The 14,893-nt window shown below is 73.6% G+C and carries 14 protein-coding genes; 6 read left to right on the top strand and 8 right to left on the bottom strand.

Annotation, left to right across the window (positions count from 1 at the left end):
- Positions 1-59: 59 nt before the first annotated feature.
- On the bottom strand, positions 60-755 hold the full coding sequence (locus ACZ7LE_RS04645; RefSeq protein WP_285101140.1) for a LuxR C-terminal-related transcriptional regulator: 696 nt from the start codon (positions 753-755) through the stop codon (positions 60-62).
- Positions 752-2,254 carry an ATP-binding protein gene (locus tag ACZ7LE_RS04640; RefSeq protein ID WP_470402149.1) on the bottom strand — a complete coding sequence of 501 codons (1,503 nt, stop codon included), beginning with the start codon at positions 2,252-2,254 and terminating at the stop codon, positions 752-754. The genes ACZ7LE_RS04645 and ACZ7LE_RS04640 overlap by 4 nt, the downstream gene beginning before the upstream one ends.
- Positions 2,255-2,390: 136 nt before the next feature.
- On the opposite strand from ACZ7LE_RS04640, the gene ACZ7LE_RS04635 reads away from it, so the two are divergent.
- On the top strand, positions 2,391-4,022 hold the full coding sequence (locus tag ACZ7LE_RS04635) for a PspC domain-containing protein (protein WP_470402148.1): 1,632 nt from the start codon (positions 2,391-2,393) through the stop codon (positions 4,020-4,022).
- Between the two features lie 11 nt (positions 4,023-4,033).
- Positions 4,034-4,663, top strand: a complete 630-nt coding sequence (locus ACZ7LE_RS04630) for a hypothetical protein (RefSeq protein ID WP_470402147.1) — start codon at positions 4,034-4,036, stop codon at positions 4,661-4,663.
- Here ACZ7LE_RS04630 and ACZ7LE_RS04625 read toward each other — a convergent pair.
- Positions 4,660-5,103, bottom strand: coding sequence for an aromatic ring-opening dioxygenase LigA (locus tag ACZ7LE_RS04625; protein ID WP_470402146.1), 444 nt, complete (start codon positions 5,101-5,103; stop codon positions 4,660-4,662). The two genes, ACZ7LE_RS04630 and ACZ7LE_RS04625, sit on opposite strands and share 4 nt — an antisense overlap.
- 80 nt (positions 5,104-5,183) lie before the next feature.
- On the opposite strand from ACZ7LE_RS04625, the gene ACZ7LE_RS04620 reads away from it, so the two are divergent.
- Together ACZ7LE_RS04620 and ACZ7LE_RS04615 are read left to right on the top strand one after the other, a co-directional pair.
- Positions 5,184-6,338 (top strand): glycosyltransferase family 4 protein, encoded by a 1,155-nt coding sequence (locus tag ACZ7LE_RS04620; RefSeq protein ID WP_470402145.1) that lies wholly within the window; start codon positions 5,184-5,186, stop codon positions 6,336-6,338.
- 246 nt (positions 6,339-6,584) lie between these two features.
- Positions 6,585-7,208 carry a prepilin peptidase gene (locus tag ACZ7LE_RS04615; protein WP_470402144.1) on the top strand — a complete coding sequence of 208 codons (624 nt, stop codon included), beginning with the start codon at positions 6,585-6,587 and terminating at the stop codon, positions 7,206-7,208.
- Between the two features lie 43 nt (positions 7,209-7,251).
- On the opposite strand, the gene ACZ7LE_RS04610 is transcribed toward ACZ7LE_RS04615, so the two are convergent.
- Positions 7,252-8,220 carry a helix-turn-helix transcriptional regulator gene (locus tag ACZ7LE_RS04610; RefSeq protein ID WP_470402143.1) on the bottom strand — a complete coding sequence of 323 codons (969 nt, stop codon included), beginning with the start codon at positions 8,218-8,220 and terminating at the stop codon, positions 7,252-7,254.
- 62 nt (positions 8,221-8,282) lie between these two features.
- On the opposite strand from ACZ7LE_RS04610, the gene ACZ7LE_RS04605 reads away from it, so the two are divergent.
- Complete coding sequence (locus tag ACZ7LE_RS04605) at positions 8,283-9,395, top strand: epoxide hydrolase family protein (protein ID WP_470402142.1); 1,113 nt, start codon at positions 8,283-8,285, stop codon at positions 9,393-9,395.
- A 61-nt stretch (positions 9,396-9,456) separates the two neighbouring features.
- Here ACZ7LE_RS04605 and guaA read toward each other — a convergent pair whose 3' ends face one another.
- The 4 genes from guaA to ACZ7LE_RS04585 form a co-directional block, all read right to left on the bottom strand.
- Complete coding sequence (gene guaA / locus ACZ7LE_RS04600; protein ID WP_470402141.1) at positions 9,457-11,049, bottom strand: glutamine-hydrolyzing GMP synthase; 1,593 nt, start codon at positions 11,047-11,049, stop codon at positions 9,457-9,459.
- A gap of 85 nt (positions 11,050-11,134) precedes the next feature.
- Positions 11,135-12,268, bottom strand: coding sequence for a galactonate dehydratase (gene dgoD, locus ACZ7LE_RS04595; RefSeq protein ID WP_470402140.1), 1,134 nt, complete (start codon positions 12,266-12,268; stop codon positions 11,135-11,137).
- A 25-nt stretch (positions 12,269-12,293) separates the two neighbouring features.
- Positions 12,294-12,905, bottom strand: a complete 612-nt coding sequence (locus ACZ7LE_RS04590; RefSeq protein WP_470402139.1) for a 2-dehydro-3-deoxy-6-phosphogalactonate aldolase — start codon at positions 12,903-12,905, stop codon at positions 12,294-12,296.
- Positions 12,902-13,990 carry a 2-dehydro-3-deoxygalactonokinase gene (locus ACZ7LE_RS04585; RefSeq protein WP_470402138.1) on the bottom strand — a complete coding sequence of 363 codons (1,089 nt, stop codon included), beginning with the start codon at positions 13,988-13,990 and terminating at the stop codon, positions 12,902-12,904. Before ACZ7LE_RS04585 ends, ACZ7LE_RS04590 begins: the two co-directional genes overlap by 4 nt.
- A gap of 88 nt (positions 13,991-14,078) precedes the next feature.
- Between ACZ7LE_RS04585 and ACZ7LE_RS04580 the strand changes: the two genes are divergently transcribed.
- Positions 14,079-14,864: an IclR family transcriptional regulator gene (locus ACZ7LE_RS04580; protein ID WP_470402137.1), complete on the top strand. Its 786-nt coding sequence runs from the start codon at positions 14,079-14,081 to the stop codon at positions 14,862-14,864.
- Positions 14,865-14,893 lie beyond the last annotated feature (29 nt).

Below are 14,893 nucleotides of genomic sequence, written 5' to 3'. Positions count from 1 at the left end.
CTGGGTATTTGTGGCGCGAAGGCCATCAACCCAACAAATACCCAGCACTCAACGGAACCTCAGAGCAGGCGGCGGGCCACCGCCCAGCGGGTCAGCTCATAGCGGGAGCTGAGCTGCAGCTTGCGGAGCACCGCGCTCACGTGCGTCTCGACCGTCTTGATCGAGATGAACAGCTCGCTCGCCACCTCGCGGTACGAGTACCCGCGCGCGATGAGCCGCATGACCTCCTGCTCGCGCTTCGAGAGGCGGTCGAGCTCGTCGTCGGCCACCGCGATGTCGTTGGCGGACGCACCGAACGCGTCGAGCACGAACCCGGCCAGCCGCGGCGAGAACACCGCGTCGCCGCCAGCCACCTGCACCACCGCGGACGACAGCTCCGACGGTGCGATGTTCTTGGTGACATACCCCCGCGCCCCGGCCCGGATCACCGAGACGACGTCCTCCGCGGCGTCCGACACGGACAGCGCGAGGAACCGCACGCCGTCCGTCAGCAGGTCGGCGCAGCGCTGCACCACCTCGGCCCCGCCGCCGCCGTTCCCGCCGGGCAGGTGCACGTCGAGCAGCACCACGGGCGGGCGGTGCTCGTGCACCTGCGCCACGGCGGTGTCGACGTCGGAGGCCTCGCCGACCACGGTCACGCGGTCGTCCAGCGAGGCGCGCACCCCCGTGCGGAACAGGTGGTGGTCGTCCACGAGCACCACCGGTACCGGGAGCGGCACCAGCCCGCCGCCCGACGCCGTCGCCTGGGTTGTCATCTCGTCGCACCTTCCGCTTCGGTGGGCACGGCGTCGGGGGCCGTCGCCGCCCGCGCCCTGCCGTTCTTCTCGGTCTTCTTCTCGCCGTTCGCGGGCTTCCGGTCACCGTTCGCAGGCTTGCGGTCGCCGTTGGCCGGCTTGCGGTCGCCGTTCGCCGGACGGCGTTCGCCGTTCGCGGGCTTCTCCAGCGGCATCCGCAGCCGCACCTCCGTGCCCCATCCTTCCCGGCTGACGACCTCGGCGGTGCCGCCACGCCGACGCACCCGCCCGAGGATCGACTCGCGGACGCCGAACCGGTCGACCGCGATCTCGTCGAGGTCGAACCCGTCGCCGCGGTCGCGGACGAACACCTCGGCCACGTGGTCGGAGACCTCCAGGTACACCGACACCGGCGGCTTGCCGTGCTTGAACGCGTTGAGCATCGCCTCGCGCGCGGCCTGCAGCAGCGCGGCGGTGCACTCGGTGGGCGGACAGTCGCCCACGACGACGGTCTCGACGGTGAGCGGCGCCACGGCGTCCTCGATCTCGGCGACCAGGTCCTTCAGCTCGGCGGCCACGGACGTGCCCGGCTCCTGCCGGTCGTCGTAGAGCCAGCCGCGCAGCTCGCGCTCCTGGGCGCGGGCCATCCGGGACACGGCCTCGGGGTCGTTCGCCTGCGCCCGGATCAGGGCGAGGGTCTGGAGCACCGAGTCGTGCAGGTGGGCGGCGATGTCGGCGCGCTCGGACTCCCGCGCGCGGGCGGCGCGCTCGTCGCCGAGCTGCCGGACGAGCCGGATCCACCAGGGCACCGAGACCAGCACGAGGCCCGCCACCATGGCGATCGAGGCGACGGTGGCCTGCATCAGCACCGTCAAGGGGGTGTCCTGGCCCACGAGCATCAGCACGCCGAGCATGGTCAGCACCACGCCGCCGGCCAGCCGCAGCAGCGCCGTCCGCGAGCGCAGGAGCGAGCCGGTGCCCGACCCGCCGACCCAGCGGTCGCGGTCGGTCGCGTCGATCTGGCTCCAGGCGAGGGCCACGCCGCCGAGGCCGATGAGGGCGGGCAGCACCCAGGATGCGACCGGGTCCCAGCCCGCGCGGTACGCGACGAGCAGCGCCGCGCCCGACAGCAGGGCCACGCCGAGCCAGATGTCGCGCGCCGCGAGCCGGGAGACCGGCCCGGACAGGCGCATGCGCTCCGCGAGGGAGGCGGCGTTGCGCTCCTGCGCGCCGGCGTCGGCGTCCGCGTCGGTGGTCAGGCGCGGCGCGAGCCGGGCGCGGTCGGTGGGCACCGCGGCGACGGGCACGGTCGGGACGCCGGCGGGGATCGTCACCCACCAGAAGACGTAGGCGACCACCCCGGCCCCGGCGAAGCCGCTGAGCACGACGAACGCGATCCGGACCAGCCACACCGGCAGGCCGGTGTGCGCGGCCAGGCCGGCGGCCACGCCGGCCAGCCAGCGGCCGCTGTGTCCCGGCCCGGCCTTGCCGGGCCTGCGGAGGGTGAGTCTTTGGTTCACACCCTGATCGTCACATGTCCCCGGTCCCCTGAACATGGCTGAGCCGGGATCTCAGGGTCTCGCGCGGGGGTAACCAGGGTCGGTTCAGGGCAGGTCCCGATGCCGGATCCGCCGCCGGTCGACAAGCATGGATGTCATGAGCACCGACGAGACGCGTCCCGAGGACGCCACGAGAGAACCGGGTGGCCCGGCCGACGCCAGGTCTGTCGGCCCGGACCCTGTGGACCCCGCGTCCACCCCCGCACCCGACGCAGCCGCCGACCCGAGCGCCGGCCCTGCCCCCGCCGCCCCCGGACAGCGGCCGTACCCGGAGACGGGCTTCTTCGCCTCGATCCGCCGCGGCCTGTTCCCGCGTTCCGACCAGCGCTGGGTGGGCGGCGTCGCCGGCGGCCTCGCCGAGCGCATCGGCTGGGACCCGCTGCTGGTCCGCGGCCTGCTGATCGTCAGCTTCTTCCTCGGCGGCCTCGGGCTCATCCTGTACGGCGTGGGCTGGGCGCTGCTCCCGGAGCGCGACGGCCGCATCCACCTGCAGGAGGCCATCCGCGGCAACTTCGACGTCGCCATGCTCGGCGCCGTTGCCGTGTTCCTCATCGGCTTCTCGTGGGGCGGCCCGCTGGGCTGGTGGGACGACGGCGGCTGGCACTGGCTCGTCATCCTCTTCTGGCTGGCGGTCCTGGGCGTGACGCTCTACCTCATCGTCCAGGGCGTCCAGCGGGCGCGGGACAACAACGTGGCCCGGAGCCAGGGCACCTTCCCCGGCGCCCAGGGGGCACCGACCGGTACGCCGGCACCGGGCGCGCCCACGCCCGGCACCCCGACGCCGGGCACCCCGGCCCCCGGGGCGCCGTCCGGCACCACCGCCCCGTTCACGCCGGCGCCGCAGGTGGACTACCGCCGCACCGAGGGCCTGGTCTACGCGACCGGCGCCGGTCCCCGGCACCAGGGTCAGTCGCTGCAGTCCCCGTACCGGCCGGCCCCGTCCGCGACGCACCCGCCGCAGCCCGTCTACACCGCGCCCCCGGTGCGGACCTCGCGCGGCCCGGGCGGCACCGCCGTCGGCATCACGCTGGGCGTGATCCTGCTGGCGGGGGCGCTGCTCCTGGCGGCCCACCGCCTGGACGCCGGCAGCTACCTGGTCGACGGCGGCGTGGGGTTCCTGGCCGCCTGGCTGGGGCTCGGCACCGTGGCGCTCGGGATCGCGATCCTCGTCTCGGGCCTGCGCGGCCGCACCAGCGGCGTGCTCGGCTTCTTCGCGATCGTCGCCCTGCTGTTCGGCGTCACGTACGTGGCCGTCGCCGGCACCTCCACTCGCGAGTGGGTGGACGACGCCGTGGTGAGCGGGCAGGAGATCGAGGGCATCATCACCGACAACGACAACCCGGACGCCGCCACCATCACCGAGGGCACGATCGGCGTCCAGACGCTGCGCGAGGCCGAGAACGGCTTCTTCGTGCAGTGGGGCGACCCGACCATCGACCTGTCGGAGCTCAACCTGTCCCGGGTCGAGCCCGGCGACCCGGTCGTCGTGCCCATCCAGCTCGGCGCGGGCCAGACCTCCGTGATCGTGCCGAAGGACGTCGCGGTCGAGGCGAACGCCTACGTCGCCGCCGGGGTCGTCCAGTGGAACGTCGACGACCAGGACCGCTCCACGAGCGGCGTCGGTTCCGACAACTACTTCGCCAGTGACGAAGTCGGCGACGAGGGCGCCGTGCTGAGCCTCGACATCGAGGCCGGCGCGGGCGAGGTCATCGTCTCCGAGAGCAACTGAGGGAGCACGCCATGACCGACCAGACGAACGACCGGAAGAACCCGAGCGAGATCCCCGGCGGGCCCGAGGGCCAGGACACGAGCGAGAACATGGACCAGAAGACCACGAACGACCCGGACACCACCGAGGTGCTGCCGGCCCAGGCCACCCCGCCGACCCAGCAGATCATGCTGGACGACACCGGGCGCGTGCCCGAGGCCGCGGCACCGGAGGGCGAGGTGCACCCCGCCTACGGCATCGCCGCGGCGCGGGTCGAGGCGGAGGCCGCGGCGGCGGAGGTGCACGACGCCCCCGTGCGGGACGACTCCGACCCCCTCGCGCCCCTGCGCGAGCCGGCACCCGGGGCGACCTCGGTGCCGGGGGCGACGCCTCCGCCGTCGGGCAGCGGCCCGGCCGCGGCGCAGCCCGCGCCAGCCCGCCCCACCCAGGCGGTCCAGCCGGTGCCGCCGGCCGCCCCCAAGCGCGGCCCGCGCGTGGGGACGGCCGTGTGGGGCCTGATCGTGATCGCGGTCGGGCTGGGCATCCTCGCGGTGGCGGCCGGCGTGGTGTTCGACCTGGGCGTGGCCCTGATCGTGCTGCTCGGCGCCGCGGGTGTGATCCTCGTCGCCGGTTCCGTGATCTCCAGCGTCCGACGGCGCTAGGGGGTCCGGGCCAGTCTCTGCAGTGCTCCCCCGATCACGCCCAGGACGATCCCTAGCCCGACCACCAGGGCACAGACCCCGAACGCGACCACCGAGGTGAACAGCGACGCACGCAGGAACGACGCGTCCATCACGGTGTCGCGGACGGGGTCGTCCTGTTCCAGCTCGGCGTAGGTCGCCCCGCCGGACGCCTCGAGGGCATGGTGGTTGATGATGTCCGCCTGGGCGTAGGCCGTGAGCGGTCCCTGCACCTGCTGACCTGCGAAGACGCCACCCATGAACGTGGAGTCGTCGGAGACGGTGATCTTCTCGGCCGAGAGCTGCGTCGCGACGAGAATCCACACGGCGATCCCCGCCACGATCATGATGATCGCGGCGACGATGACGAACACACCAGCACCCTTGACCCCTTTGACGGGGACTTTCGTGTAGTCGCTCATCCTGCAACGCTAAGTACGGACTCTCCGCCGCGCGCGGCGTGGCACCAGGCAGGAGGCCCGCCGGTGCGAGGATGGCGGGCGTGCGCATCACCCACGTGTCCGACACCTACCTTCCGCTGCTGGGCGGGATCGAGTCCCAGGTGAGCCGCCTGGCCGCGCAGCAGGTCGCGGCGGGGCACGACGTCGAGGTCGTCACGACCACCCCCGCGGCGCCCGGGGCGCACGGGGTGAGCACCGCCGTCGAGGACGGCGTCGTCGTGCACCGGATCGCGGCGCGCATCCCGGGCGGCTGGCCGATCCACCCGCGCTCCACCGCGCACGTGACCGCCCGCCTGCGGGCGGCGATCGACCGGGGCGAGCGACCCGACGTCGTACACCTGCACATGGGGGTGCTCGCCCCCACCGCGCAGGCCGCGCTGCGGCCCGTGACCCGGCTGGGGCTGCCCGCGGTACTGACCGTGCACAGCGTCTGGGGCAACGCGTCGCGCCTCTTCGCCGCCGCCGACGCCGCGGCGGGCTGGTCCCGCTGGCCCGTGCGCTGGTCGGCGGTCAGCGGGATGACGGCGGAGCCCCTGCGCCGGCTGCTGCGGCCCGGGGCCGACGTCGCGATCCTGCCCAACGGCCTCGACCTCGCCGCCTGGCGGGTGCCGCGCACCGAACGCGCGGACCGGCCCGAGGGCGCGGCCGTGCACGTGGTGTCCGCCGCGCGGTTCGCCCCCCGCAAGCGCATGCTCCCGCTGCTGGCCGCGATCGCCGACGCCGTGGACCGGCTCCCCGAGGGCGCGCTGTTCGTGACGCTCGCCGGCGACGGCCCGGAACGCGCCGCCGCCCGGAGGTTCGTCGCGGAGCACGGCCTGCGCGACATCGTCTCCCTGCCCGGCCGCCTCACCGCCACCGAGCTCAAGCGCCTGTACGCGCGCGCCGACGTGTACGCCGCGCCCTCCTCCGACGAGGCCTTCGGGATCGCCGCGCTGGAGGGACAGGCCGCAGGGCTGACCGTGATCGCCCACTCCCGGTCGGGCCTGGCCGAGCGCGTGGTCGACGGCGCGACCGGCCTCCTGGTGCCCGACGACGTGGCGCTGACCGCCGCGCTCGTGCGGCTCGCGGCCGAACCCGGCCTGCTCGACGGGCTCCTGGTGGCCGCGGCGACGCCGCCGGCGGGTGTGGACTGGCCGGACGTCCTGGCCACGACGGACCGGGTCTACGCGGAGGCGGCGACGCTGGCGCGGGCATGACGCGGCTCGGCCGTCGTGCCGTCGTCGTCGGGCGATCGTCGGCGGGCCGTCGTCGTGCCGCGACGTCGGGCCGGACGTCCTCCCCTTTGAGGCCCGGCTTTCTCCTCTTTCGAGAGCCGCAAAGCGAAGAAACCCGGGCCTCAAAGGGGATGGCGGGCAACCGCCGCGACGCCACCCGCGCCCAGTCGCCCCACGATCGCCCGGAGTGGGGCTGCGGCGGCGCGGGGGCGCCGATAGCCTCCCCGGGTGAGTCCCTCCGAACCGGCCCCGACGAGCCCGGTCGAACCCTTCGGCGTCCGGCACTACCGGCGGGCGCGGGCCGAGGTGGCGCCCTGGCCGCGGAGCATCGGCGTCGTCGCCCTGATCGCCGCGGTGTGGGCCGTCTGGGCGAGCGGGCCGGGCTGGCTCACACCCGCCTACCTGGTGCTCGCGGTCGCGGGCGCGGCCCTCGGGGTGATCGACGCCCACACCCACCGGCTGCCCGACGCGCTGGTGTTCCCCCTGACCTGGGCGACGGCGGCCTTGCTCGCGGTGGCAGCTCTCGGCACCGGGTCGTGGGGCGACCTCGGCCGCGCGGTGCTGGGCGGGCTCGCGTTCTTCGCGCTCTACCAGGTGCTGTACGTCGTGTCCCCGAGCGGCGGGATCGGGTACGGCGACGTCAAGCTCTCGCTGAGCCTGGGTGCGTTCCTGACGTGGCACTCGTGGACCACGCTGCTGGTCGGCGTCTTCGCCGCGCACCTCGTGGCCGGCCTGGTCGCGATCGTGCTGCTGCTCGGCCGGCGCGCCGGCTGGAAGTCGGGCATCGCGTTCGGCCCGTACCTGCTGTTCGGCACCGCGATCGGGCTGACCTGGGCGCGCCTGGTGGGCTGACGACGGGCTGCGGGTCCACGACCCGACGGCCACGGCCGGGCAGCTACGGCTCGACGGGCGGTGTCGCCCGGGTGTAGCGGCCGGCGAGCCCGCGCAGATGTGTGACGAGCTCCGGCGGCCCGGTCACGTCGAAGTCCTCCCCCAGCAGGCCGAGGTAGACGCCGAGGGTCTCGACCGTGTCAGCGCCGGTGTGCAGCGTGCACGTGTGCTCGTCGACGGGTTCGACGGTCCCCACCGCCGGGCTGATTCGGGCGGCGACGACCTCGGCCGGTGCGTGGACGGTGACCTGGGACCGATACCGCCAGGCGGCGGCGGACACCCGGCCCGACACGTATGCGGCGACGTCGTCGGGCAGGTCGCGCGGCGTGAACCGGGGCCCGGTCGGGACGCGCGGCCGCATCCGGTCGACGCGGAACGTCCGCCAGTCGTCGCGTTCGACGTCCCAGGCGAACAGGTACCAACGTCGGCCCCAGCTGACCAGGCGGTAGGGCTCGACGGTGCGCACGGCGGCCGCGCCCGCATGGTCCTCGTAGTCGAAGCGGAGCCGCTCCTGGTCGCGGCAGACCGCGGTCAGCGTCGTCAGGACCGAGGTGTCGACGCTCGGCCCTCCCGCGTCGCCAGGAACCGGCACCGTGTAGCTCTGCAGGGTGTTGACCCGGCGTCGCAACCGGTTGGGCAGCACCTGCTCCAGCTTGGCCAGCGCCCGCAGCGACGACTCCTCGATGCCCGCGACGGCGCCGTCGGTCGCGGTCCGGAGACCGACCGCGACGGCTACCGCCTCGTCGTCGTCGAGGAGCAGCGGCGGGACGTCGGCGCCGGCGCCGAGGCGGTAGCCGCCGACGTTCCCACGGGTGGCTACGACCGGGTAGCCGAGACTGCGCAGGCGCTGCACGTCGGTGCGAACGGTCCGCCCGCTCACCCCCAGCCGCTCGGCGAGCTCCACGCCCGTCCATCCGCGCGGAAGCTGCAGGAGGGAGAGCAGTCGGAGGAGGCGGGCCGAGGTATCCAACATTGCTCAAGGTTCGCAGACCATGCGGAAGCAAGTCGTCCTAATGGGTCGGCAGAGTTGTCCATATGAGCATCCACGAGTTCCGGATCGACGTCCCCCAGGCAGACCTCGACGACCTGACGCAGCGCCTGTCGCGGGTGCGCTGGACCAACGAGCTGCCCGACGGCGGCACCGACTACGGCGTGCCGCTGGAGTACCTGCAGAGCCTCGTCCAGCGGTGGCGCGACGAGTACGACTGGCGTGCGTGGGAGGCGAGGCTCAACCAGTACCCGCAGTTCACCACGACGATCGACCGACAGAACGTGCACTTCCTGCACGTCAGGTCGCCCGAGCCGGACGCCACGCCCCTGCTGCTGACGCACGGCTGGCCGACGACCGTCGTCGAGTACCTGGACGTGATCGACCGGCTGAGCGACCCGCGGGCCCACGGTGGCGACCCGGCCGACGCGTTCCACCTCGTGATCCCGTCCGTGCCCGGGTTCGGCTTCTCCGGCCACACGACCGAGCAGGGCTGGGACCGGTACCGCGTCGCCAGGGCCTGGGCCGAGCTGATGAGCCGCCTCGGGTACGAGCGGTACGGCGCGCACGGCAACGACGGCGGCTCGCTGATCTCCCCCGAGGTGGGTCGCTGCGACCCGGACCACGTGCTCGGGGTGCACGTGACGCAAATCTTCTCGTTCCCTTCGGGCGACCCGGCCGAGCTCGAGGGCCTGTCCGAGGACGACCGGAAGCGGGTCGAGTTCCTCGGGTGGTGGACGGAGAACGGCGGGGCCTACGACAAGCTGCAGTCCACCACGCCGCAGACCCTGTCGCACGCGCTCGCCGACTCGCCCGTGGGGCAGCTCGGCTGGAACGCGCAGCTGCTCGGGGCGAACCTCGACCCCGACTACGTGCTGACCAACACGATGATCTACTGGCTCACGAACACGGCGGCGTCGTCGGCCCGCCTCTACTACGAGGACTTCCACGCCACCGACAAGCCGAACGAGCCCACCACGGTGCCCCTCGGGCTGGCCAACTTCGCCTGGGACTTCCAGTCGATCCGGCCGTTCGCCGAGCGCGACCACAAGAACATCGTGTCCTGGAACACCTACGACACGGGCAGCCACTTCGCCGCGCACGACGCGCCCGACCTGCTGACCGACGACATCCGCGCCTTCTTCCGCCAGCTCAGCTGATCCGGCCGACCCGGGAGAGCACCGCGGCCCCGCCCCTCAAGAGGGACGGGGCCGCGGGACGTCACTCCCACTCGATGGTGCCCGGCGGCTTGCTCGTCACGTCGAGCACCACGCGGTTGACCTCGCGCACCTCGTTGGTGATGCGCGTCGAGATGACCGACAGCACGTCGTACGGCAGGCGCGTCCAGTCCGCCGTCATCGCGTCCTCGGACGAGACCGGGCGCAGCACGATCGGGTGGCCGTAGGTACGGCCGTCGCCCTGGACCCCCACCGAGCGGACGTCGGCGAGCAGCACCACGGGGCACTGCCAGATCTCGTTGTCGAGGCCGGCCTTCGTCAGCTCCTCGCGGGCGATCGCGTCGGCGCGGCGCAGGATCTCCAGGCGCTCGGCCGTGATCTCGCCGACGATCCGGATGCCCAGGCCCGGGCCGGGGAACGGCTGGCGCGAGACGATCTCCTCGGGCACGCCGAGCTCGCGGCCCACCGCGCGGACCTCGTCCTTGAACAGGGTGCGCAGGGGCTCGACCAGCTCGAAGTCCAGGTCGTCGGGCAGGCCGCCCACGTTGTGGTGGCTCTTGATGTTGGCCGCGCCCTCGCCGCCGCCGGACTCGACGACGTCGGGGTACAGCGTGCCCTGCACCAGGAACTTGACCTCTTCGCCGTGCGCGCCGGCCTCGGCCACGATGTCCCGCTGCGCGTCCTCGAACACCCGGATGAACTCGCGGCCGATGATCTTGCGCTTGGTCTCCGGGTCGCTGACGCCGGCGAGCGCCGTCAGGAACCGCTCCTTCTCGTCGCGGATGACGAGGTTGACGCCGGTCGAGGCGACGAAGTCGTTCTCGATCTGCTCGACCTCACCGGCCCGCATGAGGCCGTGGTCCACGTGCACGCAGGTGAGCTGGTCACCCACGGCCTGCTGCACGAGCGCGGCGGCGACGGCGGAGTCGACGCCACCGGACAGCGCGCAGATCACGCGGGCGTCGCCGATCTGCGCCTTGATGGCGGCGACCTGGTCGGCGATGACGTTGCCGGGGGTCCAGTCGGGCTTGAGCCCGGCACCCTCGTAGAGGAAGTGCTCCAGCACCGTCTGGCCGTGCGCCGAGTGCCGCACCTCGGGGTGCCACTGCACGCCGAACAGGCGGCGGCGGGTGTCCTCGAAGGCGGCGACGGGCGAGCCGTCCGACGTCGCGAGCACCTCGAAGCCGACCGGCGCGCGGTGCACGGCGTCGCCGTGGCTCATCCACGCGGTCTGGTGCTCGGGGGTGTCGGCGAGCAGCACGCCCGAGGCGCACACCTCGACCTCCGTGCCGCCGAACTCGCTCAGCCCGGTCTGCGCGACCTCGCCGCCGAGCGCCTGCGCCATGGCCTGGAAGCCGTAGCAGATGCCCATGACGGGCACGCCGGCCTCGAAGAGCTTGGGGTCCACGAACGGGGCGCCGGCCGCGTACACGGACGAGGGGCCGCCGGACAGGATGATGGCCGCCGGGTCCTTGGCGAGCATCTGCTCGACCGTGAAGGTGTGCGGCACGATCTCCGAGTACACCTTGGCCTCGCGCACGCGGCGCGCGATCAGCTGGGCGTACTGCGCGCCGAAGTCGACGACGATGACCGGGCGGGGGGTCTGCGGCTGGTTCTCAGGGGCAGTGGACGACACCCGGCAAGTCTAAGTGCCCGACGGCGGCCCGGCGCCCCACGGCGGAGTTACGTCCCGCACGTCGGGCGCGGGCGCCGTCGCACCCTCACCACTCGGCGAACGACCCGTCGTCGTGCCGCCAGACAGGGTTGCGCCAGCGGTGCCCCTCCACGGCGCGCTCCCGCACGTAGTCCTCGTTCACCTCGATGCCCAGGCCGGGGCCCTGCGGGATGGCGACGGAGCCGTCCTCGTAGGCGAAGACGCCCGGGTCGACGATGTAGTCCAGCAGGTCGTTCGCCGTGTTGTAGTGGATGCCCAGGCTCTGCTCCTGGATCACCGCGTTGTACGCGACGGCGTCGAGCTGCAGGCAGGCGGCCAGCGCGATCGGGCCGAGCGGGCAGTGCGGAGCGACGGCGATGTCGTAGGCCTCGGCCATCGCGGCGATCTTGCGCACCTCGGTGATCCCGCCGGCGTGCGACAGGTCAGGCTGGATGATGTCGACCACGCCCGTGGTGATGACGTTCTTGAAGTCCCACCGGGAGTACAGCCGCTCGCCGAGCGCGATGGGCGTGGTCGAGTTCCGCAGCACGTCGGCGATGCCGTCGACGTGCTCGGAGAGCACAGGCTCCTCGACGAACATCAGGTGGTACGGCGCCAGGGCGTCGAGCAGCACGCGTGCCATCGGGCGGTGCACCCGCCCGTGGAAGTCGACGCCGATCCCGATGTTCGGCCCGACGGCGTCGCGCACCGCCGCCACGTTGGCGACCACCTTCTCGACCTTGTCGCGGGAGTCGACGTACTGCAGCTCCTCCGGACCGTTCATCTTGACCGCGGAGAAGCCGCGCTCGACGGCGTCCCTGGCCTGGGCCGCCGTCTCGGCGGGCCGGTCACCGCCGATCCACGAGTAGACCTTGATCCGGTCGCGCAGCCGGCCGCCGAGCAGGTCGTGCACGGGCACGCCGAGCGCCTTGCCCTTGATGTCCCACAGCGCCTGGTCGATGCCGGCCAGCGCGCTCATGTGGATGCCGCCGCCGCGGTAGAACCCGGAGCGGTAGAGCACGGTCCAGTGCTCCTCGATCCGGCGGGGGTCCTTGCCGATCAGGTAGTCGGACAGCTCCTCGACGGCGGCGGCGACACTGGCCGCGCGGCCCTCCAGGACGGGCTCGCCCCAGCCGACGATCCCCTCGTCGGTCTCGATCTTGAGGAAGAGCCACCGGGGCGGCAGGACGTAGGTCGTCATCGACGTGATCTTCACGGCTTGCCTCTCAGTTGTTCTGCTGCCAGATCCGGACCAGCTCGGCGGCCCGTGCGCCGACCGTCGCGGGCTGGTCGCCCGGGCGGTAGAGCGACGTGCCGATGCCGGCACCGGACGCGCCGGCCCGCGCCCAGTCGGCGAGGTTCCCGGCGTCGACGCCGCCCACCGGGACCAGCGCGGTGCCGCTCGGCAGCACGCTCGCCCAGGCCCGCATGCCGCCGATGCCGACCGCCGAGCCGGGGAAGAGCTTGATCGCCCGGGCGCCCGCGTCCAGCGCCGCGAACGCCTCGGTCGGCGTCGCCGCGCCGGGGTAGCTCTCCAGCCCGAGCCGGACGGTCTCGGCGATCACGTCGGGCCGGGTGTTCGGCGAGACGATGAGCGAGGCCCCGGCGTCGGCCGCCCGGCGCACGTCGTCCGGGCTGAGCACGGTGCCCGCCCCGACCCGGCGGTCGGCCGGGCCGGCCGCACGGATGCGACGGACGGACTCCAGCGGGTCCGGCGAGTTGAGCGGTACCTCGACGGCGTCGAAGCCCGACGCGAGGACCGCCTCCGCGACGGCGACGGCGTCGTCGGGCGTCACGCCGCGCAGGATGGCGATCAGGCCGGTGGACCGAGCGTTCATGCGAGCTGCTCCTCGGTGGGGTCGAGCGAGGCGGGGTCGAGCGAGGCGGGGTCGAGCGAGGCGGGGTCGAGCGAGGCGGGGTCGAGCGAGGCCAGGCCGGCGTCGAGGGCGACGCGCCACAGGCCGCGGGCGGTGGCGTCCTCGCCGACCGCGCGGACGGTCACGCCGCTCCGCTCCAGGGCGAGGCGGTAGCGGTGCGTGGTGGACGGCGCCCCGCACAGGACGACGACGTCGGCCGGCTCGGCGCGCAGGGCGTGCCGTACCTCCGCGCCGATCAGCAGCCCGGACAGGTAGTCGGCCACGTCCGGGCCGGCGAGGCGGCCCGCGAGCACGAGCGTGCGCGCCGTGAACAGCAGCGCCGGCAGTCCGCGCTCGTCCCCGTGCTCGGACTCCGCCTCCAGGCCCCAGGTGAAGCCGTCCGACGCCTCCGTGCCGGCCTCCCCGTCCGCGAGCCGCCCGAGGATGCTGTCCCGCAGCAGGAGGCCGTAGAGCTCGCCGGTCATGGCGGTGGTGAAGCTCGCGACGCAGCCGCCGTCGAGCCGCACCCACTTGGAGTGCGTGCCGGGCAGCACGACGGTCTGCCGACGGTCGGGACCGGCCGGGAGCCCGGCCGGGATGTGCTGCTCCGGAGCGAGCGCGGCCAGCGCGCCGACGAGCTGTACCTCCTCCCCCCGCATGACGTCCGGGTGGGGTCCCGTGACCCGCAGCCCGGGGACGAGGTGGACCACGGAGTCGCCGGCGGGCACCACCATCAGCCGGTAGGCGAGGCCGCCGAGCTCCGCCGGCACGTCCAGGTACCCGGCGTCGGCCCAGCCGAGGTTGGACCCCGCCATCCCGGAGCACAGCACCGGGATCCCGGGGTGCTCGTCGAGCCAGGGCCGGCACAGCCGGGAGAACGTCGCCTCGAAGGCGGCGGCCCGCGCCCGGGCCGAGTCGGCCCGCGCCGACAGCGACAGCGCGCCGTCCGCCGTCCGGACGCCGTCCACGGCCGCACCCGTGGCGTCCAGGAGCCAGGCACGGAACGTCGTCGTGCCCCAGTCGAGGGCCACCAGCGCGGCATCGCGCCGCGGTGCGTCGTCAGCCATGTTCTGGACGGTAGACCGTGGTCCCGATAATCCGAACCTCATCCCTATTATCGGGACATCGCGGCCACTCGCGAGATAGCGTGGCGCGATGGCCACTCCCTCCGACGCCGCCGCCCCGGCAGGAACGCAGACCCTCGCGCGGGGCATCGCCGTCGTGAACGCCGTCGCCCGCGGCCACTCGCGCCTGCGGGACATCTCCGCGGAGACCGGGGTCGGGCGCAGCACCACGCACCGCCTGCTCCAGCTCCTGCTCGCCACCGGCTACCTGCGCCAGCACGACGACGGCGCGTACGCGCTCGGCCCCGCCCTGATCGAGCTCGGCTACCAGGCGCTGCAGGAGAACCCCGTGACCGGGGTGGGCGCGCCGGTGCTGCGCGCGCTCGCGGAGCGCGTCCACGACACCGTCCACCTCGCCATCGAGGACCGCGGGCAGGTGCTCTACCTCGACAAGATCCCGGGCACGCGCGGGGCGGTGATGCGCTCGCAGATCGGGCACCGCATGCCGCTGACCCGGACCGGGATCGGCAAGGCACTGCTCCTGGACAGCTCGGGGCGCTGGAGCGAGCAGTTCCTCGCCGAGCGGCCCGCCGGCGTGGGAGACGGACTCACGCAGGACGTGCTCACCGCCGAGGCGTTCGTGCAGGTCATGGAGGCTTCAGCCGGCCGGGGCGTCACCTTCGACCTGGAGGAGAACGAGCCGGGGATCCTCTGTGTCGCGGCACCGGTGCGCGACGCGTCAAACGCGATCGTCGCCGCGATCAGCGTCACGGCGACCCGCCCGTACATGCCCCCGGAACGCCTGGAGACCCTGACCCCGGTCGTCCGAGAGGCGGCCGCCCGCATCTCGGCCGCCCTGGGCTGGCGCCCCCGTTGAGTGCTGGGTATGTGCGCTCCTCACGGCTC

The organism is Promicromonospora sp. NPDC110617, assembly GCF_055598465.1.
This window is presented reverse-complemented; position numbering and strand designations above follow the sequence as displayed.

What these genes read in the sequence shown, in the direction of transcription:
- ACZ7LE_RS04645 (WP_285101140.1), bottom strand. Translation starts at nt 755, where the DNA reads ATGACAACCCAGGCGACGGCGTCGGGCGGCGGGCTGGTGCCGCTCCCG.
- ACZ7LE_RS04580 (WP_470402137.1), top strand. Translation starts at nt 14,079, where the DNA reads ATGGCCACTCCCTCCGACGCCGCCGCCCCGGCAGGAACGCAGACCCTC.
- ACZ7LE_RS04625 (WP_470402146.1), bottom strand. Translation starts at nt 5,103, where the DNA reads ATGAGCGACTACACGAAAGTCCCCGTCAAAGGGGTCAAGGGTGCTGGT.
- ACZ7LE_RS04630 (WP_470402147.1), top strand. Translation starts at nt 4,034, where the DNA reads ATGACCGACCAGACGAACGACCGGAAGAACCCGAGCGAGATCCCCGGC.
- ACZ7LE_RS04610 (WP_470402143.1), bottom strand. Translation starts at nt 8,220, where the DNA reads ATGTTGGATACCTCGGCCCGCCTCCTCCGACTGCTCTCCCTCCTGCAG.
- ACZ7LE_RS04590 (WP_470402139.1), bottom strand. Translation starts at nt 12,905, where the DNA reads ATGAACGCTCGGTCCACCGGCCTGATCGCCATCCTGCGCGGCGTGACG.
- ACZ7LE_RS04605 (WP_470402142.1), top strand. Translation starts at nt 8,283, where the DNA reads ATGAGCATCCACGAGTTCCGGATCGACGTCCCCCAGGCAGACCTCGAC.
- ACZ7LE_RS04635 (WP_470402148.1), top strand. Translation starts at nt 2,391, where the DNA reads ATGAGCACCGACGAGACGCGTCCCGAGGACGCCACGAGAGAACCGGGT.
- ACZ7LE_RS04585 (WP_470402138.1), bottom strand. Translation starts at nt 13,990, where the DNA reads ATGGCTGACGACGCACCGCGGCGCGATGCCGCGCTGGTGGCCCTCGAC.
- dgoD (WP_470402140.1), bottom strand. Translation starts at nt 12,268, where the DNA reads ATGACGACCTACGTCCTGCCGCCCCGGTGGCTCTTCCTCAAGATCGAG.